15 protein-coding genes and 1 pseudogene are annotated in these 22729 nt (G+C 73.0%); 9 read left to right on the forward strand and 7 right to left on the reverse strand.

The window, feature by feature from the left end; all coding sequences use genetic code 11:
• Positions 1 to 47 precede the first annotated feature (47 nt).
• The 3 genes from ACWDAS_RS40250 to ACWDAS_RS40260 form a co-directional block, all read right to left on the reverse strand.
• A complete protein-coding gene (locus ACWDAS_RS40250) occupies positions 48 to 311 on the reverse strand; it encodes a TM2 domain-containing protein (protein ID WP_450400816.1) in 264 nt (87 codons plus the stop codon).
• Between the two features lie 154 nt (positions 312 to 465).
• Positions 466 to 876, reverse strand: coding sequence for a DUF2752 domain-containing protein (locus ACWDAS_RS40255; RefSeq protein WP_450400818.1), 411 nt, complete (start codon positions 874 to 876; stop codon positions 466 to 468).
• A 5-nt stretch (positions 877 to 881) separates the two neighbouring features.
• Positions 882 to 1310: an NINE protein gene (locus ACWDAS_RS40260; protein ID WP_450400820.1), complete on the reverse strand. Its 429-nt coding sequence runs from the start codon at positions 1308 to 1310 to the stop codon at positions 882 to 884.
• A gap of 252 nt (positions 1311 to 1562) precedes the next feature.
• Between ACWDAS_RS40260 and ACWDAS_RS40265 the strand changes: the two genes are divergently transcribed.
• From ACWDAS_RS40265 to ACWDAS_RS40285, 5 genes are all read left to right on the forward strand, one after another.
• The gene (locus ACWDAS_RS40265; RefSeq protein WP_450400822.1) at positions 1563 to 1763 is read left to right on the forward strand and encodes a hypothetical protein; all 201 of its coding nucleotides are present in this window, start codon (positions 1563 to 1565) and stop codon (positions 1761 to 1763) included.
• A 161-nt stretch (positions 1764 to 1924) separates the two neighbouring features.
• Complete coding sequence (topA, locus tag ACWDAS_RS40270) at positions 1925 to 4825, forward strand: type I DNA topoisomerase (protein WP_450400824.1); 2901 nt, start codon at positions 1925 to 1927, stop codon at positions 4823 to 4825.
• A 79-nt stretch (positions 4826 to 4904) separates the two neighbouring features.
• Complete coding sequence (gene tmk / locus ACWDAS_RS40275) at positions 4905 to 7934, forward strand: dTMP kinase (RefSeq protein ID WP_450400825.1); 3030 nt, start codon at positions 4905 to 4907, stop codon at positions 7932 to 7934.
• A gap of 375 nt (positions 7935 to 8309) precedes the next feature.
• The gene (locus ACWDAS_RS40280; protein WP_450400826.1) at positions 8310 to 11537 is read left to right on the forward strand and encodes a BTAD domain-containing putative transcriptional regulator; all 3228 of its coding nucleotides are present in this window, start codon (positions 8310 to 8312) and stop codon (positions 11535 to 11537) included.
• Positions 11538 to 11641: 104 nt separating this feature from the next.
• Positions 11642 to 12340: a DsbA family oxidoreductase gene (locus ACWDAS_RS40285; protein WP_450400828.1), complete on the forward strand. Its 699-nt coding sequence runs from the start codon at positions 11642 to 11644 to the stop codon at positions 12338 to 12340.
• A gap of 166 nt (positions 12341 to 12506) precedes the next feature.
• On the opposite strand, the gene ACWDAS_RS40290 is transcribed toward ACWDAS_RS40285, so the two are convergent.
• Positions 12507 to 13280 carry a maleylpyruvate isomerase family mycothiol-dependent enzyme gene (locus tag ACWDAS_RS40290; protein WP_450400830.1) on the reverse strand — a complete coding sequence of 258 codons (774 nt, stop codon included), beginning with the start codon at positions 13278 to 13280 and terminating at the stop codon, positions 12507 to 12509.
• 348 nt (positions 13281 to 13628) lie between these two features.
• Here ACWDAS_RS40290 and ACWDAS_RS40295 point away from each other — a divergent pair.
• Positions 13629 to 14241: pseudogene (locus ACWDAS_RS40295) on the forward strand (IS5 family transposase).
• Between the two features lie 15 nt (positions 14242 to 14256).
• On the opposite strand, the gene ACWDAS_RS40300 reads toward ACWDAS_RS40295, so the two are convergent.
• Positions 14257 to 16104: a sigma-70 family RNA polymerase sigma factor gene (locus ACWDAS_RS40300; protein WP_450400832.1), complete on the reverse strand. Its 1848-nt coding sequence runs from the start codon at positions 16102 to 16104 to the stop codon at positions 14257 to 14259.
• Positions 16105 to 16214: 110 nt separating this feature from the next.
• On the reverse strand, positions 16215 to 16913 hold the full coding sequence (locus ACWDAS_RS40305) for a TetR/AcrR family transcriptional regulator (protein ID WP_450400834.1): 699 nt from the start codon (positions 16911 to 16913) through the stop codon (positions 16215 to 16217).
• A 295-nt stretch (positions 16914 to 17208) separates the two neighbouring features.
• On the opposite strand from ACWDAS_RS40305, the gene ACWDAS_RS40310 reads away from it, so the two are divergent.
• Both ACWDAS_RS40310 and ACWDAS_RS40315 read left to right on the forward strand, forming a co-directional pair.
• Positions 17209 to 18588 (forward strand): NAD(P)/FAD-dependent oxidoreductase, encoded by a 1380-nt coding sequence (locus ACWDAS_RS40310; protein ID WP_450400836.1) that lies wholly within the window; start codon positions 17209 to 17211, stop codon positions 18586 to 18588.
• A gap of 118 nt (positions 18589 to 18706) precedes the next feature.
• Positions 18707 to 20356, forward strand: a complete 1650-nt coding sequence (locus tag ACWDAS_RS40315; RefSeq protein WP_450400838.1) for an ATP-binding SpoIIE family protein phosphatase — start codon at positions 18707 to 18709, stop codon at positions 20354 to 20356.
• Between the two features lie 24 nt (positions 20357 to 20380).
• Here ACWDAS_RS40315 and ACWDAS_RS40320 read toward each other — a convergent pair whose 3' ends face one another.
• Complete coding sequence (locus ACWDAS_RS40320) at positions 20381 to 21628, reverse strand: MFS transporter (RefSeq protein WP_450400839.1); 1248 nt, start codon at positions 21626 to 21628, stop codon at positions 20381 to 20383.
• Positions 21629 to 21744: 116 nt separating this feature from the next.
• On the opposite strand from ACWDAS_RS40320, the gene ACWDAS_RS40325 reads away from it, so the two are divergent.
• Positions 21745 to 22308 carry a MarR family winged helix-turn-helix transcriptional regulator gene (locus tag ACWDAS_RS40325; protein ID WP_450400840.1) on the forward strand — a complete coding sequence of 188 codons (564 nt, stop codon included), beginning with the start codon at positions 21745 to 21747 and terminating at the stop codon, positions 22306 to 22308.
• Positions 22309 to 22729: the final 421 nt, after the last annotated feature.

The raw sequence follows: 22729 nt of genomic DNA on the forward strand, positions 1-22729 counted from the left end.
GCCTCCGCAGCGGAGCGGAGGCGGGCCGTCGCGCGTTCGCGCGGGGATCAGCCCTGCAGGATGCGGCCCTTGGCGTCCGTGCGGTCCTTGCTGGTGAAGAAGAGGATCGCGTCGATGAAGGACCAGATGCCCAGGCCACCGCAGGTCAGGAGCTGGCCGATCGCCATGCCGGTGTGGCCGGTGTAGAAGCGCCCGATGCCCAGAGTGCCCAGGAAGAGCTGCAGCAGACCGGCGGTGATCTTCGACTTGTCGGACAGCGGCCGGCCGGCCGGGTCGTAGCCGTGCGGGGCGTCAGTGGTGGGCGTGGCCATGAGGATTGCTCCTTGCGCAATGGGGACGAACCGGCAGGAGCACGCGTTTCACGAAGATCCGGCCCCCCGCCATGGAATGGCCAAATTCTTTCATCAGAAATGGACATCCGTCTCTCTGATTAACAGAAGTCACGGAACCGTGATCGCGGCGTTGTCAAACCGCGTTGCGCACCACGGCCCACACCACGGCCACCCCGATGACCGCCGCCTGCGCCCGTCGTCCCAGCGCGGGACGGTACGCCCGGCCGCGCAGCCCCTCCGTCACCCACCGTCCGTACAGATAGAGGGGAAAGGGGCTGGCGAGCAGCAGCAGCGCGTTGTCGTGGAAGGCCGCCGCGAGGTCGCCGTGCATCAGGTCGTAGACCATGCGGGTCGCGCCGCAGGCCGGACAGAGCAGTCCCGTCAGGAAGTTGAAGGGGCATCGGGGCAGCCAGTGCCCCTCCTGGTGCGGGTTGGTGCCCCACAGATGGGCGGCGCCCGCAGCGCCCGCCACAAGCGACGCCAGCGGGGCCGTGGCCGGTCGTCCGGCCACGGCCTTGAGGCGGTTCCAGGTCAAGGAGGTCATCGTCCTCAGCTGCGCAGGATGCGGCCCTGGGAGTCGGTGCGGTCGTTGCTCGTCAGAAAGAGGATGCCGTCGATCAGCGACCAGATGCCGAGGCCGCCGCAGGTGAAGAGCTGGGCGATGCCGATGCCGATGTCGCCGACGTAGAAGCGGCCGATGCCGAGGCCGCCGACCAGCAGCTGCAGCACGCCCGCAACGACCTTGGACTTGTCCGACAGCGGGCGGCCGTACGCGTCGTAGCCGTACGGCGCGTTGGGGTCGCCGGTGTAGCCGCCCTGCTGCGGGTAGCCCTGCGGGTAACCCTGCTGGGGATAGCCCTGCTGCGGGTAGCCGTAGCCGGGCTGCTGCCCGTAGGCGCCGGGGCCGGCCGGGGGCTGCTGCGGGTAGCCGTAGCCGTCCTGCTTCGGCTGGCCGTACGGGTTGTTCGGGTCGGACATGGTCGGACTCCCCCTGAGAGAACGTTCGGTGTTTCCGGCCATCTTGTCAGGCGAGTCAAGAAGGTCGCAGGCCGAGGAGGGGTGCACGCGAGGGGCGAGGAGGGCGGCCCGGCTGACGCGCGGGAGGAGGCGAAAGGAATCGGCCAGGCCGTTTCGAGCGGAGTTCACCACGGGTTCTTCCCGATGTCGCCCCGGCGTGCCACTCTCCGGGCGCGGGGGAGTCGTCGTGGGGGCAGAGGGACCCGGGGGGTCATGTACATGGAGACCGCGCCAGGGATCTTCGCCGGAGTGGTGTTCGCGGTTTTCGGGGCGGCTCTCCTGGCCTGGACCGTCACCCGGTCGCTGCGGCGCGAGCCGGTGGTCCATGGCGGGGGTCCGGCGGCGGCCGCCGTGGCCGGTTTCTTCGGGATTGTTTCGTTCCTTGCCGGGGTCTGGCTGTTCCTGATCCTCTGAGCTGGGCAAATCGGACATGGGCGGCAGTCCGTGCGGCAGACAGGACGCTTGTCGGGTTACCGTTCGAGTGGCGTTGCGGACTTTTCCCGTTTGACACGGGACCGGGATGTACGGTCACACTCCGCAGCGAGACCACCTTCGACCCGGAGAGAAGAGCGAAGTTGTCCCCGACCCGCGAGACCGCAGAGGGCGGCGGCCGCCGACTCGTCATCGTCGAGTCGCCGGCCAAGGCGAAGACGATCAAGGGCTACCTCGGCCCCGGCTACGTCGTCGAGGCCAGCGTCGGGCACATCCGCGACCTCCCGAACGGGGCCGCCGAAGTGCCGGCGGAGTACAAGGGCCAGCCGTGGGCGCGGCTCGGCGTCAACGTCGACAGCGAGTTCCAGCCGATCTACGTCGTCAACGCGGACAAGAAGGCCCAGGTCAAGAAGCTGAAGGACCTGCTGAAGGAGTCCGACGAGCTCCTGCTCGCCACCGATGAGGACCGCGAGGGCGAGGCCATCGCCTGGCATCTGCAGGAAGTCCTCAAGCCCAAGGTCCCGGTCCGCCGGATGGTCTTCCACGAGATCACCAAGGACGCCATCCAGGCCGCCGTCCGCAATCCCCGTGAGCTGAACCAGCGACTCGTCGACGCCCAGGAGACCCGCCGCATCCTCGACCGCCTGTACGGCTACGAGGTCTCGCCGGTCCTGTGGAAGAAGGTCATGCCGCGCCTGTCGGCCGGCCGCGTCCAGTCCGTCGCCACCCGTCTCGTCGTCGAGCGTGAGCGCGAGCGCATCGCCTTCCGCTCCGCCGAGTACTGGGACCTGTCCGCGACCTTCGCCACCGGCCGGACCGGTGACGCCACCGACCCGGGCACCTTCGGCGCCAAGCTCAACGCCGTCGACGGCAGGCGCGTCGCCCAGGGCCGGGACTTCGGCGCGAACGGCCAGCTCAAGGAGGGCGCGAACGTCCTCCACCTGGACGAGGCCGCCGCCCGCTCGCTCGCCGCCGCCCTGCAGGGCGCGGACTTCTCCGTCCGTTCGGTCGAGTCCAAGCCGTACCGCCGCTCGCCGTACGCGCCCTTCCGCACCACGACCCTGCAGCAGGAGGCCAGCCGCAAGCTGGGCTTCGGCGCCAAGGCCACCATGCAGGTCGCCCAGAAGCTGTACGAGAACGGCTTCATCACCTACATGCGTACGGACTCCACGACCCTGTCGGAGACCGCCATCACCGCCGCCCGGGCCCAGGTCACCCAGCTCTACGGCGCCGACTACCTGCCGGACAAGCCGCGCGTCTACGCGGGCAAGGTCAAGAACGCCCAGGAGGCGCACGAGGCGATCCGCCCTTCGGGTGATCGTTTCCGCACGCCCGCCGAGACCGGCCTCACCGGTGACCAGTACCGCCTGTACGAGCTGATCTGGATGCGCACCGTCGCCTCCCAGATGAAGGACGCGGTCGGCCAGTCCGTCACCGTCAAGGTGGGCGGCCGCGCCGGCGACGGCCGGGACGTCGAGTTCTCCGCCTCCGGCAAGATCATCACCTTCCACGGCTTCATGAAGGCCTATGTCGAGGGTGCCGACGACCCCAACGCCGAGCTCGACAGCAGCGAGCGCCGGCTGCCCGCCGTCGCCGAGGGCGACGCGCTGAGCGCGCGGGAGATCACCGCGGACGGCCACGCCACCAAGCCGCCCGCCCGCTACACCGAGGCCTCGCTGGTCAAGGAGCTGGAAGAGCGCGAGATCGGACGTCCGTCGACGTACGCCTCGATCATCGGCACCATCCTCGACCGCGGCTACGTCTTCAAGAAGGGCACGGCCCTCGTGCCGTCCTTCCTCTCCTTCGCCGTCGTCGGCCTGCTGGAGAAGCACTTCGGCCGGCTCGTCGACTACGACTTCACCGCCCGGATGGAGGACGACCTCGACCGCATCGCCCGCGGCGAGGCCCAGGCCGTGCCGTGGCTGCGCCGCTTCTACTTCGGCGAGGGCGAGGGCGCGGGCCCGGACGCCGTCGGTGCGGCGGCCGACGCCGGCAACGGCGACGGCGACCACCTCGGCGGCCTGAAGGAGCTGGTCGAGGACCTGGGCGCCATCGACGCCCGCGAGGTCTCCTCCTTCCCCGTCGGCAACGGCATCGTGCTGCGCGTCGGCCGCTACGGCCCGTACGTGGAGAAGCCCAGCGAGGTCGAGGGTGAGACCGGGCAGCGCGCCGACGTCCCCGACGACCTGCCGCCGGACGAGCTGACGGTCGAGCTCGCCGAGGAGCTGCTCGCCAAGCCGAGCGGTGACTTCGAGCTGGGCGCCGACCCCGAGACCGGCCGCACGATCGTCGCCAAGGACGGCCGCTACGGCCCGTACGTCACCGAGATCCTGCCCGAGGGCACCCCGAAGACCGGCAAGAACGCGGTCAAGCCGCGCACCGCGTCGCTCTTCAAGTCGATGTCCCTCGACACGGTGACCCTGCAGGACGCCCTCAAGCTGATGTCGCTGCCGCGCGTCGTCGGCGCCGACGCCGAGGGTGTCGAGATCACCGCGCAGAACGGGCGCTACGGCCCGTATCTGAAGAAGGGCACCGACTCGCGCTCCCTGGAGAACGAGGAGCAGCTCTTCACGATCACCCTGGACCAGGCCCTGGCGATCTACGCCCAGCCCAAGGTGCGCGGCCGCGCCGCCGCCAAGCCCCCGCTGAAGGAGCTCGGTACCGACCCGGTCAGCGAGCGCCCCGTCGTCGTCAAGGACGGCCGCTTCGGCCCGTACGTCACCGACGGCGAGACCAACGCCACACTGCGCCGCGACGACGACGTCGAGACCATCACGCCCGAGCGCGGTTACGAGCTGCTCGCCGAGAAGCGGGCCAAGGGCCCCGCGAAGAAGACGGCGAAGAAGGCCCCCGCGAAGAAGGCGGCCGCGACCAAGACGGCGGCCAAGAAGACGGCGGCGAAGAAGACGGCCGCCAAGACCACCGCGGCGAAGAAGACCACGGCGGCCAAGACGGCGGCCAAGACGACGGCGAAGAAGACCGCGGCGAAGACCACGGCCGCGGCGAAGAAGGCCACCTCGTCGGCCGCCGAGCCCGCCGAGTAGGCCCCGTGCCGGCCGCAGGGCCGGTGCCGTCCCGGCGGCCGCCCTCCGGGACGGCGCCGGGTCCCGATAGGCTGGCGGGATGACGCGATCCGAGCAGCCTACGGACACGTTCGCCGACGAACTCGAGGCCGACTCGCGGGAGCGTGCCGTGGGCGCGCTGCTGAAGATCCCTCCCCTGCGCAAGTTGTGGGGAGCGGAGCTGACCGGCGCCGTCGGCGACCGGCTCGCCCTGCTGGTCCTGGTCGTCCTGACGGTGCAGGCCACGGTCGGCGCCCAGGCCTTCGGCGGCGGATACCGCGGCGCGGCCTTCGCCGTCGCCGCCGTCCTCGGTGCGCGCGTCCTGGCCGCACTGCTCTTCGGCGCGGTGCTGCTGGGCCCGCTGGGCTCGCTCACCGGGCCCGACGGCGTGCTCGACCGCCGGTGGACGATGATCGGCTCGGACGTCGTACGGCTCGCGCTGCTGATCGTCGCCCCGCTGTGGATCGAATGGGTGCCGGACGACGCCGTCGCCTGGCTGCTGGTCACCGTCTTCGTCACCGGGGTGGCCGAGCGGCTGTGGACGGTCGCCAAGGACGGCGCCGCCCCCGCCCTGCTTCCCGCCCCCGTGCCGGGCGCGGGAACGGTACGGCCGCTGCCCGACCGGCTCGACGCGCTGCGCCGCCTCGACCGGCGCACCGGCTTCGTGGCCTTCCCGATCGCCGCCGCGAGCCTCGTCGTCATCACCCTCGTCGGCAATCTGATCGGCGTCGGCGTCGACTGGTTCGGCGTGCACCAGGCGGCGCTCGCGTCCTACGTCGCCGCCGGGCTGTTCTCCGCCTCCGGCGCCGTGCTGTACCTGCTGGAGCTGCCCGGCGGGCAGGCCACACCGCTGCACTCCCCGCTGCAGGGCCTGCGCAGCAACGACCGCGGGCGCACCGGAGCCGTCCCGCTGCTCGTGCTGGGCACCGCCACCGTCGCCGGGGCCATCGCCGCCGCCGTCGCGCTCGCCGCGCTGCACGCCGCGGACCTCGGCGGGGGGCCGGTCGGCTACGGGCTCCTCGTGCTGGCCCTGACCGCCGGCCCCGTGCTCGGCATCCGGATCGCTCCGCGCACCTTCCCCGGCCTGTCCCGGCGCCGTCTGCTCGCCATCGCCATCGCCGTCACCGGGCTGGCCCTGCTGCTGACCGGCATCGTGCCCGACCCGACGACCGTGCTGCTGCTGTCGCTGCTGGCCGGCACCGCGGCCGGGATCACCGCCAACACCGGCCACACCCTCATCGACCAGGAGACCGAGGAGCCCCGCCGGGCCCGCGCCGCCGACCACCTGCACGCGGTCGCGCACCTGCTCATGGCCGTCGGCGCCGTCGGCGCGCCCCTGCTCGCCGGGGGCATCGGCCCGCACCGCGTCGTCAACGGGCACTTCACCTTCGACCACGGCGGCGCCGCGTACGCGCTCATGCTCATCGGCGCCCTGCTGCTGCCCGTCGCCGCCCTCGTCCTCGGCAAGACCGACGACCGCCACGGCGTGCCCCTGCGCCGCGACCTGCGCGAGGCGCTGCGCGGCGGCGACCCGGAGCAGGCGCCCGCCCCCACCGGCTTCTTCATCGCCGTCGAGGGCGGCGACGGCGCGGGCAAGTCCACCCAGGTCGAGGCCGTCGCCGAGTGGATCCGCGGCAAGGGCCACGAGGTCGTCGTCACCCGGGAGCCGGGTGCCACGGCGGTCGGCAAGCGGTTGCGCTCGATCCTGCTCGACGTATCCAGCGCCGGGCTGTCCCACCGCGCCGAGGCCCTGCTCTACGCCGCCGACCGCGCCGAGCACGTCGACACCGTCGTACGCCCCGCCCTGGAGCGCGGCGCGATCGTCGTCTCCGACCGCTACATCGACTCCTCCGTCGCCTACCAGGGCGCCGGGCGCGACCTCGCGCCGACCGAGATCGCCCGCATCTCGCGCTGGGCGACGGACGGACTCGTCCCGCACCTGACCGTCCTCCTGGACGTCTCGCCCGAGGCGGCCCGCGAGCGCTTCACCGAGGCCCCCGACCGGCTCGAGTCCGAGCCCGCCGAGTTCCACGACCGCGTGCGCTCCGGCTTCCTCACCCTCGCGGCGGCCGACCCGGCGCGCTACCTGGTCGTCGACGCGGCCCAGGAACCGGAGGCCGTCACCACGGTGATCCGGCACCGCCTCGACCAGATCCTCCCCCTGTCGGAGAAGGAGATCGAGGCCCGCGAGGAGGCCCGTCGCCAGGCCGAGGAGGAGGCCCGCAGGCTCGCCGAGGAGGAAGCCGCCCGCCTGGCCGAGGAGGAACGGCTCGAACGCGAGCGCCAGGCCCAGCTGGAGAAGCTCCGCGCGGAAGAGGAGGAGCGCCGCCGCATCGCCGAGGAGGCCGCCCGTCGCGAGGCCGAGGAGGCCGCGGCCGAGGAGGCCCGCCGCCGTGCCGAGGAGGTCCGGCAGCAGGCGGAGGAGGAGCGCGCCCGCCGCGAGGCCGAGGAGCGCGTCCGGCGCGAGGAGCAGGAGCGGCTGCGCCGCCAGGCGGAGGAGGAGGCGCGCCTCCGCGCCGAGGCCGAGGAGCGCCGCCTGGAGCGCCAGCGCAAGGCCGAGGAGGCCCTGATGCGGGCCGAGCAGGCCCGTCTGGCGTCGGAGGACGCGACGAAGACCGTCGAGACGCCCCGGCCGCAGACCCCGTCGACCGGGGACGCGGAGACCGCCGTGCTGCGGGCGGTGCCCGTCGACGACGAGACGGCGGTGCTGCCGCCGGTGAAGCCGGCGCCGTCCTTCCCGGACCTGACGAAGACCGTCGAGTCGCCCCGGCCCGCGGTGCCCTCCGACGCGGCGGCGGACGAGACGGCCGTGCTGCCGCCGGTGACCGCGCCCGGCCCGGCCCCGGACGAGACCGCCGTGCTGCCGCCCATCGCGCCGGCCGACCGCGTGCCGCCCGGGATCTTCCGTCCGGAGGAGCCCCCGGCGGGGGCGCCGAGGGACGCGGAGAACGAGCGCACGCGTGAGATGCCGGCCGTCCCCACCGAGGGCCGCCGCCCCCGCCCCTCCTGGGCGGAGGAGACCCCCCTGGACGACCTGCCCTCCCTCGCGGACGAACTCCTCGGCCCGCGCGACGAGGACGACGACCGCTAGCCCTTCCGAGGGCGGTACCGGGTTTTCCCGGTGCGGGTTGTTTTTGGGGGTTTGCCCGGCGTGGTCAGTTGCCGCGTGTGCGTTGTGCGCTGCGTGCGTGCGTGAGGTGCCGGGGTCGGGGCCTCCGGGGCCGGCCATTCTGGACCGCGTGTTTACGTGCATCGGGCACGACCTCGATCTGTCCCCGGATGCCGCACACACGTATGCGTCAGCGCCCGCCCTCCCCCGGGCCGAAGGCTGGGGGAGGGCGGGGGATGCCCGCCGTAGGCGCAACGGAGCCGCACCAACCACGGTCAGCCCGGCGCAGCCGCCCGCACACAGGCGACCCCGGGAAACGGCTTCGCCTCCCGCGGGCGGCCCCGCAAGAATGGCCCCGTGCGGTACCTGATCCTCGGCGCCACGGAGGCGCGCAGCGCGACCGGCGCTCCCGTGCCGCTGGGCAGCGGCAAACGGCTGCGGGCCCTGCTCGCCGCACTCGCGCTGCACGCCCCGCACGCGGTGTCCCCGGACGCGCTGATCACCGAGGTCTGGGGCGGCGACGGCGACGAGCCTCCCCAGGACGCGCCCGGAGCGCTGCAGGCGCTCGTGTCGCGGTTGCGCCGCGCCCTCGCCGACGGGAGCGGGACCGGCAAGAGGGACACCGTCGTGTCCGGCCCCGCCGGCTACCGCCTGCTCACCGCCACCCCGGACGACGTCGACCTCCACCTCTTCGAGCGCCTCGTCCGCGAGGGCAGCGCCGCCCTCGACGCGGGCGACCCCGCCGGTGCCGCGGAGACCCTGGATGCCGCACTCGCGCTCTGGCGCGGCCCCGCGCTGGCGGATCTGCCCGACCGGGGTTCTGTGGCGGCCCGGGCGGAGGATCTGCGGCTGACGGCGACGTACCGCCGCATCGAGGCGTGCCTGGCGCTCGGCCGCGCCGGCGAACTGCTGCCGCAGTTGCGCGGACTCGTCGCGGAGCATCCGCTGCACGAGCCGTTCCGGGCGCAGCTGATACGGGCGCTGCGCGCGGCGGGCCGCCCCGCGGACGCGCTGGCCGCGTACGAGGACACCCGTCTGGCCCTCGCCGACCGCCTCGGCACCGACCCCGGCTCCGAACTGCGCGGGCTGCACAGCGAGTTGCTCTCTGCGAAGCCGGAGCCCGCGCCGCGCACCGGCAACCTGCGGGCCGCCCTGACCAGCTTCGTCGGCCGCGAGTCCGAACTCGGCGCGCTGCGTGCGAGCCTGACCGACGGCCGGCACCGCCTGGTGACGCTGACCGGCCCCGGCGGCTCCGGCAAGACGCGGCTGTCACAGGAGGCCGCGGCGGCGGTGGCCTCGTCCGCCGCGTACCCGGACGGGGTGTGGCTGGCGGAGTTGGCCCCGCTGGACCGTTCCGCCGCCGTGCCGGACGCGGTGCTCAGCGCGATCGGGCGCCGCGACACGGCGGTGCTGGCCGCGGCCCGCGAGGTGCGCAGCGCGGGCCAGGAGGCCGACCCGGCGGGCCGGCTCCTCGAGCACTGCGCGCACCGCCGCATGCTGCTGGTCCTCGACAACTGCGAGCACGTCATCGACGCCGCGGCCGCGCTCACCCACCGACTTCTGGCCGCCTGCCCGGGGGTGACCGTACTCGCCACGAGCCGCGAGCCGCTGGCCCTGCCCGGTGAGACGGTGCGCCCGGTGGAGCCGCTGCCGCTGCCGACCGCGCACCGGCTGTTCGTCGAGCGGGCCGCGGCCGTGCGCCCCGGGTTCGACGCGGACCGGCACCACGTGGAGGCGGTGGACGAGATCTGCCGCCGCCTGGACGGACTGCCGCTGGCGATCGAACTGGCCGCCGCGCGGCTGCGGGTGCTCTCCCCGCGGCAGATCGCGGACCGCCTCGACGACCGTTTCCGGCTGCTGGCCGGCGGCAGCCGCACCGCGCTGCCCCGCCAGCAGACGCTGCGCGCGGTCGTCGACTGGAGCTGGGACCTGCTCGGCGAGGCCGAGCGCACGGCGCTGCGCCGCCTGAGCGTCTTCGCGGGCGGCTGCACGCTGCAGGCGGCGGAGGCCGTGTGCGGTGAGGAGGCGCTGGAGCTGATCGGCCAGCTCGTCGACAAGTCCCTCGTCGTCGTCGAGCACGGCGCGGAGGAGGTGCGTTACCGGCTGCTGGAGACGATCCACGAGTACGCCGCGGAGCGTGCCGCCGCCCATCCCGCCGACCTCGTGGCGACGGCCGGCCGCCACACCGCGCACTTCCTGGACTTCGCCCGTACCGCCGACACCGGGATGCGCGGCCCCGGCCAGCTGCTGTGGGCGGCCCGCGTGGAGGCCGACCTGGACAACATACGGGCCGTGCTGCACCGGACGATCGACGCGGGCCACGAGGACGACGCGATCGCGCTGGCCCTCGCCATGGGCTGGTTCTGGTGGCTGCGCAACTTCCGCGAGGAGGCGAGGGAGTGGATCGCCCGCCTCATGGAGCTGGCCGAACTCCCCGCCGATCCCGCCGACCCCGGTTTCTGGCCGCGCATGAACCTGAGACTGCTCCATCTCTTCGTGGTCAGCGACACCATCTCCCGTGAGGAGATGCGCAGCCCGGGCATGCTGGCGCTGGCCTCCCGCGTCATCGAGGTCTACAGCGTGCCGAGTCCGCACTCGGCCCGCTTCCCCGGCATCCTGTGGCCGTTCTCCGACTACGTCCTGGGCCGCCACGAGGCGATCCGGGGCCACGCGGACGCGGTGGTGGCCGCGTGCCGCGCGTACGGCGGCGACTGGGAGCTCGCGGCCGCGCTGATGTTCCGTACGCACATCACGATCGACCTTCCCGGCGGCCTCCCCCGGGCGGACGCGGACTGGCCCGAGCTGATGGTGCTCAGTGAGCGGCTCGGCGACCGCTGGATGCGCGCCCAGGTGTGCGAGGCGGGCGCCGAGATGGCACTGGCGTACGGCGACTACCCGGCCGCCCAGGCAGATCTGGAGGAGGCCCTGCGCCTCGGGAGCGAGCTGGGCGCGCATGTGGAGGGCATCTTCGTCCGCTCCCGCATGGGCGAGCTGGCCCACCGTGCGGGGGACGACGACCGCGCCGAGAAGCTGCTGCGCCAGGCCGCCGACGAGGCCGAGCGGTACGGGGTGTGGGACGCCCGCGCCTACATCCGTGCCCTGCTGGCGGTGATCGTGCTGCGCCGGGGCGATCTGGAGCAAGCCCGGGAGCTGTGCGAACTGGCCCGGGGCGAGGGTCGTTTGGGCACCCCGCCGCCGGACTTCGAACTGCTCGTGGAGAGTCTCGCGGCCCGGGTCGCCGCTGCCGAGGGCGATGCGGCGGGCGCCCTGGCCGGGCTCACGGGCGCGTTGCGCGCCGGCCTCGACGGCTTCTGCGCCGAACCTCGCCTGGCCGCCGTGGTCGAGTACGCGGCCGAGGTGCTGGTCGCCCTCGGCGATCCCGTACGGGCCGCCCGGCTGCACGGCGCCGCGGACGGCCTGCGGGCGGACCTGCCGCGCCCGGTGCCGGAGGCGGACGCGGTGCGCGCCGCCGAGGCGGCGGCGCGCTCGGTCCTGGGCGACGGCCCGTACGAGGGTGCGCGGGCGGACGGGCGCACACTGGGCGGCGACGGCGCGTACGCGCTGCTGGTCGAGGCGTCCGCGTAGCGGCGCGGCAAGGCGACCGGGGGCGCGGCCAAGGGGAATGGCCAGAAGCGGGCTCTTCGTTGCATCCTTGAGGATTCAACTGATGATTCGGTGACGGAGACAGCATGAAGGTCGAGATCTACAGCGACATCGCCTGCCCCTGGTGCTACGTCGGCAAGCGCCGTTTCGAGCGCGCGCTGGCCGCGTTCCCGCAGGCCGATCAGGTCGAGGTGGTCTACCGACCGTTCCAGCTCGCCCCTGACAAGTCCGAGACCCCCGAGCCGCATCGCGCCTATCTCAACGAGCGCTACGGACCGCAGTCCGCCGCGATGGACGCCCGGGTGGCGGAGCTGGGCCGTGCCGAGGGCCTCGCCTTCGACTTCGACCGTGCCATCGAGAACAACACCCTGCTCGCGCACCGTCTGCTGTGGCACGCCCTGTCCGCGTACGGCGCCAAGGTGCAGGCCGCGCTGAAGGACCGGCTGCTCGTCGCGCACTTCGCCGAGGGCGCCGACGTCGGCGACCGCGACACCCTGGCCGGACTCGCCGCCGAGGCCGGGCTGGACCGCGACCGCGCCGCCGCCTTCCTCTCCTCCGACGGGGGCCGCGCGGAGGTGCTCGCCGAGATCGACGACGCCCGGAGCATCGGTGTGAACGCCGTCCCGACGTTCGTCTTCGAGGGCAAGTGGGCGCTCCAGGGCGGCCAGGAGTCCTCGACCTTCCTCCGTGCGCTGGAGCAGGTCGCCCAGGAGACCGGTGCCGTACCGGCCGCCCCCGCGGCGGACGCCTGCGCGGACGGCGCGTGCGAGGTCCCCGCCGGCTGAACCCGCGGGGGTGACCGGCGCTAGGGGCTGTCCTGGCGATCATGCCCTTCGCCCTTGAACAGCAGGCCCGCAGCCTGCCCGCAGCCGCGCGATGTCCGCAACCCCGGGCCCAGTGGCGCCCGCAGGAGCGCGCGCACAACCGACAGATGCGTCACAAGTGCGCGTTTTACGCGTTCGGGTCCCAGTCTGCGAGCTGCTCCATCGGCTCGGTGTCGCCGGTGGTCTCCAGGCCGTCGAGCGGGACGCGCGCGTAGAAGTAGAGGACCAGTTCGCTCGCTGCGCCTCGCATCGCCATGTCGCCCGGCTCCGCGTCGGCGGCGAGGTCGTCGCAGCGGACGCCGTCGGCGTTGAGGGTCAGGCGCCAGGAGCGGCCCTCGGTCGTGTGCAGGTCGATGGTCGCCGGCTTGAACGGCCAGGGGACGGTCGTCGCCGAGACGGTCGTCAGGAACTCGTCGACGCCCTCGACCGCGACGTCCGTCGGCAGCGGCTGTGCGGCGCCCTGGGTGAGCTGGACGTCGTAGGTGTGGACGGCGATCTCCTGGATCTGGTGCCGGGCCACGGCTCCGCTGGTCTGCGGGGCCTGCGAGCGACCCCACCAGGTCCAGCAGCCGCGGTCCGGGCCGGCCTCGCGCATCGCGTCGAGCATGAGCTCGGTCGACTCGGCGAGCCAGGCGTCCAGGGCTTCGCGGTCGCGGGGCGCGGTCGGGGCGCCCTTCGGGTCCGTCTTCGCCGGGGGCTCAGCGCCCGGGCCCGCCGCGACGATGGCGGCCTGGCGGCGGCGGCCGTCGCCGAGGTGCTGCGCCAGTTCGCGCAGCGTCCAGTCCGGGCAGGTCGGGACCTGGATGTCAAGGTCGGGGGCGGACGCGATCGCAGCGCGGAACGCGGCCGAGCGGTCTTCGATCAGCCGCAGGACTTCGGGGAACTCCAAGATTTTTTGCACGGCGGTTGTGTATCACGGGGCTCCGGCCGCCGGGTAGCGATTTGTCGGACGAACGCGTCGACGGCCGGGCGGAGCGCCGGCGCCGAAGCCGTCCTGAAACTCCGCGCACTGCTCGCCAACGGCGACTTCGACCGCTACTGGACCTGCCCCCTGGGCCAAGAGCACCAGCGCAACCACCAGGCCCGCTACCAACTCGCTGCTTGACCTGCGAAGTCACTCCCAGCAATCCGCACCCCTGGCCGATGTCAGCGGCCTGAGTAGTGTGTGCGGCCCGGCGGCGCCAGCGCCAGAGGAGTGAAACGAGAGCTAGGCCGTGGCCTGGCGATCAGGTGAGCCGTTGATAGGACTGTGGGGCATAGGGGTGATCTGACGGATGATCAGTGGAAGCGGCTTGCACCGCTCCTCCCGGTGAGCAACGGGCGGTGTGGCCGGTGGCGGGATCACCGCCAGGTGATGAACGGGGTGCTGTACCGGATCCGCACCGGTGTGCAGTGGCGTGACCTGCCGGAGCGCTACGGTCCCTGGAAGACCGTTCACGAGCGGTATCGGCGTTGCTCGGCGGATGGGACGTGGGAGCGGCTGCTCCAGCGGGTGCAGGCCGAGGCGGACGCGGCCGGGGACGTCGACTGGGACGTGTCCGTGGACTCCACCTCCGTGTGCGCTCACCAGCACGCGGCCGGTGCCCGACACTCGCCGCACCCGCGCCTACCTGCGTGGACGCGGGATCCGGCACGTCAACCCGGAGAAAGCCGACCAAGCGGCCGGCCGTCTGCGGCGCGGGAGCACCGGTGGCCGGCCACTCGACTTCGACAGGGAGCGGTACGCCAAGCGCAACACTGCCGAGCGGGCGATCAACAAGCTGAAACAGTTCCGTGCGGTCGCGACCAGATAGGGCAAACGCGCCTACGTCCACCTCGGCACCGTCACCGCCGCAGCACTCGTCATCTGGCTCCGCTCATGATCGCCAGGACAGCCCCTAGGCGCAGGTGATCCGCGACACCGCCCAGTCCGCGACGTTCACCAGGTGGAACCTGCGCGTGGGCTCGACCTTCAGCCGGATCGTGCTGTTGCCGGAGATCGGTACGTGCACCGGCACGCCCGGGTCGCCGCCGTGCAGCACTACGGAGCGCCACAGCCGCCCGTGGTCGCCGTAGACGGAGAAACGTGCCTCGCCGAAGCCCAGCGCGATGTCGTCGAAGCCGACCACGGCGTCGAGGGCGGAGCAGGACCGGTTGAGGTCGATGGTCACGGTGGACGGCGCGCCCACTGTGACGCCGTCCGGGTAGCCCGTGCTGCCGATACCGAGGTTCCAGCGCTGCCAGACCCAGTCGCCGATCCGGATCGTGGGCCCGTCGGACCGGCCGAGAACGCCGTAGTTCAGGGCGCTGAGCCGGTAGACCGCCGGCACGGGCGTGGGGGTCGGCGGCGTGGGCGTGGGCGAGGGCTCGGGGGGCCTGCTGGGCGATGGCGCCGGCGGCCCGCTGGGGGTGGGCGGCGGCTCCTCGGCCGGACGAGCCGAAGGCGTCGGCGCATGGGTGGGCACGGCCTGCACGGGCATCGGGACGGACGGAGCCGGGGCTGGCGTCGGGGAGCGCCGGGACGGCGAAGGGGTGGGCGTGGGCGACGGCGCGACCGGCGCGGCCGAGGGCTTGTCCTCCGCCTGCGGCGCGGGCGGGCTGTCGTTCCCGGACAGGGCGATCGCCACCACGGCACCGGCCGCCGCGAGAGCCAGGCCCGCCGCGACGGCGATCTTCACCGGAGCGGCGGCCCCTTCGGCCGCCGCCGCACCACCGGCACCGCCGGCCGAACCGCCGCCCGACGCGGCGGCCGCCGCGCCCGCTCCGGCGCCGGCGGCGGCACCGGCCGCGGCGATCCCGGCCGTCTTGACCGCGTACGCCGCGCCGAACCAGCCGACGACCGCGACCGGCAGCAGCCCCTTGAGCGCCGCGTTCACGTCCGCCAGCTCGGCCGCCGCCAAGCGGCACTTGGCGCACTCCTCCAGGTGCTTGCTCAGTTCCTTGTCGGCCCGCATCCGCAGGCCGCCGCGGGCATGCGCGCCGAGCCGGTCCGCGTAGCGGGCGCAGGAGCCCTCCGCCGTCAGCGCGGACGAGACGTGCGCCTGCAGATAGGCCTGACGCAGTCCTTCGCGCGCGCGGTGCGCGAGGACGGCCGTGGCGTTGGCCGTCAGCCCGAGCAGCGGCGCGATCTTGCTGGGCGACTCCTCCTCGACCGCGGTGTGCCACAGCACCGCCTGCCAGCGCTCGGGGAGCGTACGGAAGGCCTGGACGGCCAGCGACCGCTCGGCCTCGTGCATGGCGCGCACGTCCGCGCCCAGCTCCTGGACGCCCGCGCCGGTGCCGGCCGCGCTCACGGCGAACACCGCGAAGTCGTCGACCAGTTGCTCCCGCTTGGCGGTGCTGCCCCACGACGCGGCGACCCGCCGCACCGTGGTCAGCAGATAGGCGCGCACCGCGGCGTCCGGACCGCTCCCGCCGCGGATCGCCTGCAGCGTGCGGGCGAAGACCTCGCCGGTCAGGTCCTCCGCGGTGTGCCGGTCCCGGCAGCAGCCCCGCGCGTAGCGCCGCACGGCGGCCACGTGCCGCCGGTACAGCTCCTCGTACGCGCTGTCGTCGCCACCGCGCACACGGGCGACCAGATCGGCGTCGGACAGCTGTGCCCCTGGGGCGCCGGAGGTCTCCGCGGCCTCGGGGAGGCGCTCCGCGAGCGGCTCCCGCTGACCCGGTACGCGGCCGGACGGCGGGCCCCCACCGGAATCCGCCCCCGCGTCCGCGGGAGGACCGGACTCCCCGTTTCCTTCATCCACGGGCGTAAGAGTGGCACACCCGTACCGTCCGACGACCTGTCAAGCATCAGAACCACTCGTCCGGGGAGTTTCACTCCCCGGACGCGGCTCATCACCTGAACGGGTCAGCCTCAGACGCCCGGACGGGACCGCAGTCCCTCCAGCAGGATGTCCAGCAAGCGGGCCGAGGCGGCCGCCTGCTGAGCGGGGTCCGGCAGTGAGGGCGCCGCCGTGGCGATCACCAGCAGCACATCGGCCACCGACACGTCCGCCCGCAGCTCACCGGCCGCCCGCGCCCGCTCCACCAGCTGCCCGACCACGTCCAGCAGCGTGGTGATCCCGGCGGTGGACGCGGCGTCGTCCGCCGCGCCGCGCTGCTGCGGCACCCGCGCCGCGTCGGCGGCGCCGGAGGGCTGGACCTGCAGCACCTGCGGCGGCAGCAGCCGCCCGGCACCCGAGGCCACCGACGTCCGCAGGAAGCGGGACAGCGCCGACCAGGCCTCGTCCTCCTGGCCCAGGGCCGCGCGCGCCTGCTCCGTCAGCCGTGCCGTCTCCTCCTCGGCTATTCGCCGCACCAGTACGTCCTTGCTCGGGAAGCGCCGGTAGACGGTGCCGACGCCGACCCGGGCCCGCCGCGCCACGTCCTCCATGGGCGCGCCGTACCCGAGCTCGCCGAAGACCTCGCGGGCCGCCCGCAGTACATGCTCGAGATTGCGCTGCGCGTCGACACGCAGCGGAGAGGTACGACCCCCGCCGCCGTTGCGCGCGGCCGGATCGGGATGGCCGCTCACGGTCGCGGCCATCGCCCATTGAGGGTCCTGGATATGCATATGTGTATCCCCCGGTTAATCGCGTCTCCCCCCGGAGACTCCCCACCCCTTGATCGCCGGAACACCGCGTACCATGCCGCACGGGCACCCCGGCGAGATACGAACATAGTTGAGCCCCGGTCAAGAAAGAAGGGGGCAACCCTCCCACGATCGGAGTACCGGAGCCGCCGATTCTCCGTCCGGGCACTTCCCACCGGTCAGCCACCCGCCCGTGACCTGCCGGACGACAGGATTCGGCCATTCATTGCCGTACGCCCTGTGGACAAACCCCGATGGCCCATTGCCTCATGGAACGATGGCAGCACTCAAGGGGCCGTCCGGCGCGGCAGGAGAATCCGGGATCCCCCGCGTCCTGGTCGTCGGCGGCGGTTATGTGGGCATGTACACCGCTTTGCGGCTGCAGCGGAAGCTGGGGCACGACGAAGCGGAAATCGTCGTCGTCGAACCGCAGCCCTACATGACCTATCAGCCCTTCCTCCCCGAGGCGGCGGCCGGCTCCATCTCCCCGCGCCACGTCGTCGTGCCCCTGCGCCGGGTCCTGGACCGCTGCACGCTGGTCGTCGGCGAGGTCCGGCGCATCGACCACGGCAAGCGGGTCGCGACGCTGACCACCCTCGCCACCGAGGAGGAGGGTTCCGGCGCCCTCGAACTGCCGTACGACCACCTCGTGCTCGCGCCGGGCTCGGTCTCCCGCACCCTGCCGATCCCCGGCCTCGCCGAGCACGCCATCGGCTTCAAGACCGTCGAGGAGGCCATCGGGCTGCGCAACCACGTCCTCGAGCAGCTCGACATCGCCTCCTCCACCCGGGACGTCGAGGTCCGCGAGGCCGCCCTGACCTTCGTCTTCGTCGGCGGCGGATACGCGGGCGTGGAGGCCCTCGGCGAGCTGGAGGACATGGCCCGCTACGCGGTGCGCTACTACCACAACGTCGAGGCCGAGGACCTGCGGTGGATCCTGGTCGAGGCCACCGACCGGATCCTGCCCGAGGTGGGCGAGGAGATGGGCGGGTACGCCATCCGCGAGCTGCGCGGCCGCAACGTCGACATCCGCCTGAACACCCGGCTGGAGTCCTGCGAGAACCGCGTCGCCGCCCTCGACGACGGCTCCCGCTTCCCCACCCGCACGGTCGTGTGGACGGCCGGCGTCAAGCCGCACCCCGTGCTCTCCCGTACCGACCTTCCGCTCAACGGCCGCGGCCGGATCAAGTGCACCCCCACGCTGCGGATCGCCGGCACCGAGAACGCGTGGGCCGCGGGCGACGCCGCCGCCGTGCCGGACGTCACCTCCACGGACCCCGACGCGCTCTGCGCCCCCAACGCGCAGCACGCCCTCCGCCAGGCCCGCGTCCTGGCCGACAACATCGTCGCGAGCCTGCGCGGCAAGCCGCTGACCGACTACCGTCACGAGTACGCGGGCTCGGTCGCCTCCCTCGGCCTCCACAAGGGCGTGGCACAGGTCTACGGGCGCAAACTCAAGGGCTACCCCGCCTGGTTCATGCACCGCGCGTACCACCTCAGCCGGATGCCCACCTTCAACCGGAAGGCACGCATCCTGGCCGAGTGGGTCCTGTCCGGGCTCTTCAAGCGGGAGATCGTCTCGCTCGGCTCGCTGGAGAACCCCCGGGCCGAGTTCGAGCTCGCCGCGGAGACCGGCCGCAAACCCGACGCGCCCTGACCGACCAGTGCGGATGCGGTGGCCGATTCCCCCGGAGCGGCGGGTCGGCCACACTGGACCCCGTGACCAAGCGTGCGTCAGCACCTGCAAAGAGTGACAATTACGAGGAATCGGACGTTTGAACCTCACGCGTTGGAGCGCCCGGCTCCCCGGAACACAGCGACGCAATGCCCAGGCGGCGGCCGCCGGAGCCGAACCTCCGTCCGGCGGAGCGGTCCCCGCCGCGCGCGGCGAGGCGGCCGAGCACCCCGACGCGCCGGCGCACACCCTCGACGCGCTTCCCGTACGCGAGGTGCTGGGCCGGCTGCCCGCCCTCATCGCGGTCACGCACGGGCCCACGCACCACCTCGGCTACGTCAACGAGGCCTGGACCGAGGTCTTCGGCCCCCGCACCCCGGGGGACCCCGCCCGCGAGGCCCTCCCCGAACTCACCGAACTCGGCCTGCTCCCCCTGATGGACCAGGTCTTCCGCAGCGGCAAGCCCCGCACCGTGAAGGCCCGCAAGGTCGCCACCGCGACCCGGCAGGGCTACTTCACCATCACCTGCAGCCCCGTCCCGGTGAAGGACGGCGGCGACACCGGCGGCGTGCTGGTCTTCGCCACCGACGTCACCGACCAGGTCCAGTCCGCCGAGCGCCTGCGCGAGAGCGAGCGCCGCCTCCACGCGACCGCCGTCACCCTCCAGCGCAGCCTGCTCCCCCAGGAGCTCGAACAGCCCGACGACCTACGGGTCGCCGCCACCTACCAGCCCGGCGGCACCGACGCCGCCGTCGGCGGCGACTGGTACGACGTCATCACCCTCGGCGCCGGCCGCACCGCCCTGGTCATCGGCGACGTCATGGGCCGCGGCGTACGCGCCGCCGCCGTCATGGGCCAGCTCCGCACCGCGGTCCGCGCCTACGCCCGCCTCGACCTTCCCCCGCACGAGGTCATCCAGCTCCTGGACGGCCTCGCCGCCGAGATCGACGCGACCCAGATCGCCACCTGCGTCTACGCCGTCCACGACCCCAGCGAGGGACGGCTGTCGTACGCGTCCGCCGGCCACCTGCCGATCGTCGTCCGCGACGCCGACGGCACCGTCCGCCGCGCCGACGAACCCACCGGCCCGCCGCTCGGCACCGGCGGCTGGGTCCACACCTCAGGCTCCGTCCCCCTCGGTCCCGGCGCCACCGCCGTGCTCTACACCGACGGCCTCATCGAGCGCCGCGGCGAGGACATCGACGAGGGCGTCTCCGCGCTGATGAACGCCCTCGCCGGCGCCACCGGCAGCCCCCAGGTCATCTGCGACCGCCTGCTGCGCGCCCTCGGCGTCACCTCCGAGCACGCCGACGACGTCGCCGTCCTCGTCATGCAGTACCCGCAGCACGAGGGCAACGACTCCGAGCTGTTCCGCAACGCCTCCCTGGAACTGCTGGGCGGCATCGAGGCCGCGCCTCGCGCCCGCGCCTTCGCCCAGGGCGTGCTGACCTCGTGGCGCTTCCCCGTCGACCTCGTCGACCTCGGGGTCCTCGCCGCCAGCGAACTGGTCGCCAACTCGCTCCAGCACGGCGTCCCGCCCATGCGGCTGCGGCTGCGGCGCACCGACCGGCGCCTGATCATCGAGGTCACCGACGGCGACGACCACCTGCCGCGGCGCCGCCGCGCCGAACCGGCCGACGAGGCCGGCCGCGGCATCTCCATCGTCGCCACCATCGCCTCCGCCTGGGGAACCCGGCGGACCCCGGGGGGAGGCAAGGCGGTGTGGTGCGAGTTCGCCCTGCCGACCTGACGGTGGCCACGGGCCGTTCGGCGGCTACGCCGCCAGCACCGGCTCCTGCAGCGGCGCGTCCTGCCGGACCGTGAGCCGCCGGCCCAGCCGCACCGACAGCACGCTGACCGCCAGCGAGCACGCGACCAGCATCAGGATGTACTCGGTGTACATCCCGCCGCCTGCCATGAGCCCGCCCACCGCCGGCCCCACGGCCAGCGCCAGCTGCTTCACCAGCGCGAACGCCGAGTTGTACTGGCCGACCATCCGCTCCGGCGCCATGTCGGCAACCAGCGGCGCGACCGTCGGCGACAGCATCGCCTCCCCGAGCCCGAACAGCGCGTACGTGCCGATCAGCATCGCCGTCGCGATCCCGTGCGCGGAGCCCATCAGCCCGGACAGCCCCGCGAACACCCACGCCACGGCCCACAGCAGACCGACCGCCGCGATCACCCGGCTGCGCCGCCGGCGCTCGACCGGCCGCAGGACGAGGAACTGCGCCACCACGATCGCCGCCGTGTTCGCCGCGAGGGCGATGCCCAGCGTCGCCGGGGACACCTTGGTCACCTCGACGGCGAACGCCGACAGCCCCGACTCGAACTGCCCGTAGCAGGCGAAGAACAGCACCCCGCCCAGTACGCAGAACTGCACCATCGCCCGGTCGGCGAAGAGCGCCCGCCAGCCGCCCGCCGCCTTCTCCGTCGGCGCCGCCTCCATGCGCGCCGCCTTCGGCAGCCGCACGGAGGCCACGACCGCACCGAGGACGACGAACATCGCGGCCTCGACGGAGAACAGCAGTGTGAAGGAGCCCGGCCGCGCGGTGTCGACCAGCAGCCCGCCGAGCAGCCCGCCGATGCCCAGCCCGAGGTTGCTCAGGAAGAACTGCGTCGCGAACGCCCGCGACCGGGTCTTCGTCGTGGAGCACCACACGATGAGCGTGGCCAGCGCCGGCTGCATCACCGCGATACCGGCACCCATCACCGCCGACGCGGCGATCACCAGGGACGCGCTCGTCGCGAGCCCGAACCCCATGGCGCCCACCGCCGCCGCGACCGCTCCGGCCAGCAGCACGGGCAGCGGGCCGCTCCGGTCGATCGTCCGACCGGTGAACGGCAGCACGGCGAGCGCGGTCACGGCGAACGCGGACAGCACGACACCCGCCGTGCCCGCTCCCAGACCCCGCACCTGTGCCACATAGACGAACAGGAACGGGACGGTGAAGCCGTTGCCGAACGCGCTCAGCGCGTTGCCCAGCTGGATCCGGCGCAGCGCGGCGCCCATCGCGGTGGTCACACTCACCCCTTAGGTCAGTAGTCCTCGAACTTGAAGACTTCAACTTTAAACTTCGAAGCTAAACAGTACATGCCGGAAGTCTTTAGGGCCAATGAGTTTCGTGGGACACTCATGCCATGACGAGCGCAGCCGACGGTCATGCCGGCACTCCGCACGAGCTGGACCTCGACGAGCAGATCGCGATCTACCAGCGCGAATACCCCGAGGTGGACCCCCAGGTCGAGAAGATCGTCACGGCCCTGGGCAGGCTCAACCGCCGTATGAACGTGGGCTACAGCCGGCATCTGTCGGCAGTCGGCATCACCAGCGCGGAGTGGGAGGTCCTCAAGGCCCTTGTCGTCGTGGGCCGTCCCTACCGCCTGGGCCCCGGCGACCTGGCCAAGCGGCTCGGACTCACCCCCGCCGCCATGACCCACCGCATCGACCGCATGGTGTCGGAGGGCCTGGTCACCCGTGAGCGCGACGAGAACAACCGGGTCCGCGTCATCGTCGAGCTCACCGACCTCGGCCGCAGCAAGTGGCTCCAGACCATGCGCATGGCCTCCGTCTTCGAGGCCGACCTCCTCCAGGACCTCGCCGCCGACGAACGCAATGTCCTCGGCGACCTCCTGACCCGTCTCCTGCGCCGCGTCGAGGCCGACCAGCCGGACGCCGGCGGCCGCCTCCAGGACCTGGACTGACCCGGCTGCCCCGGTTTGACAGACGTACGGGCGATCCGTAATGTTCTCCGGGTTGCCCGCCGGTGAACGCCGACTTCGGTCGGTCCCCGGGCAGCCATCCCGCAAGACCCACCTCGAAGAACGACTGCGTGTCGTCTCGTTCGCGTGTGCGTTTTCGGAATGAGGAACGACGGAATTGCTCGATTGGCATCGGGCGCCGCTGATCCGCTAATGTTTCACCAGTCGGAACGGCCCAACAGCCGCGAGGACAAGCCCCGCTGACCGGGGATCAGCCCGGAAACGGTCTGATAGAGTCGGAAAAGCCGAAAAGCGAAAGCTGGACGGCGAACCCCCTCCAGAGGGTGGCAGAGAAGGAAATCGGATCTGCTAAGCTGGAGACAACGAAGGGAAAGCCCGGAGGGGCCGGTGAGACGGTCTCGAA

The sequence above is a fragment of the Streptomyces sp. NPDC001070 genome (genome assembly GCF_053598835.1).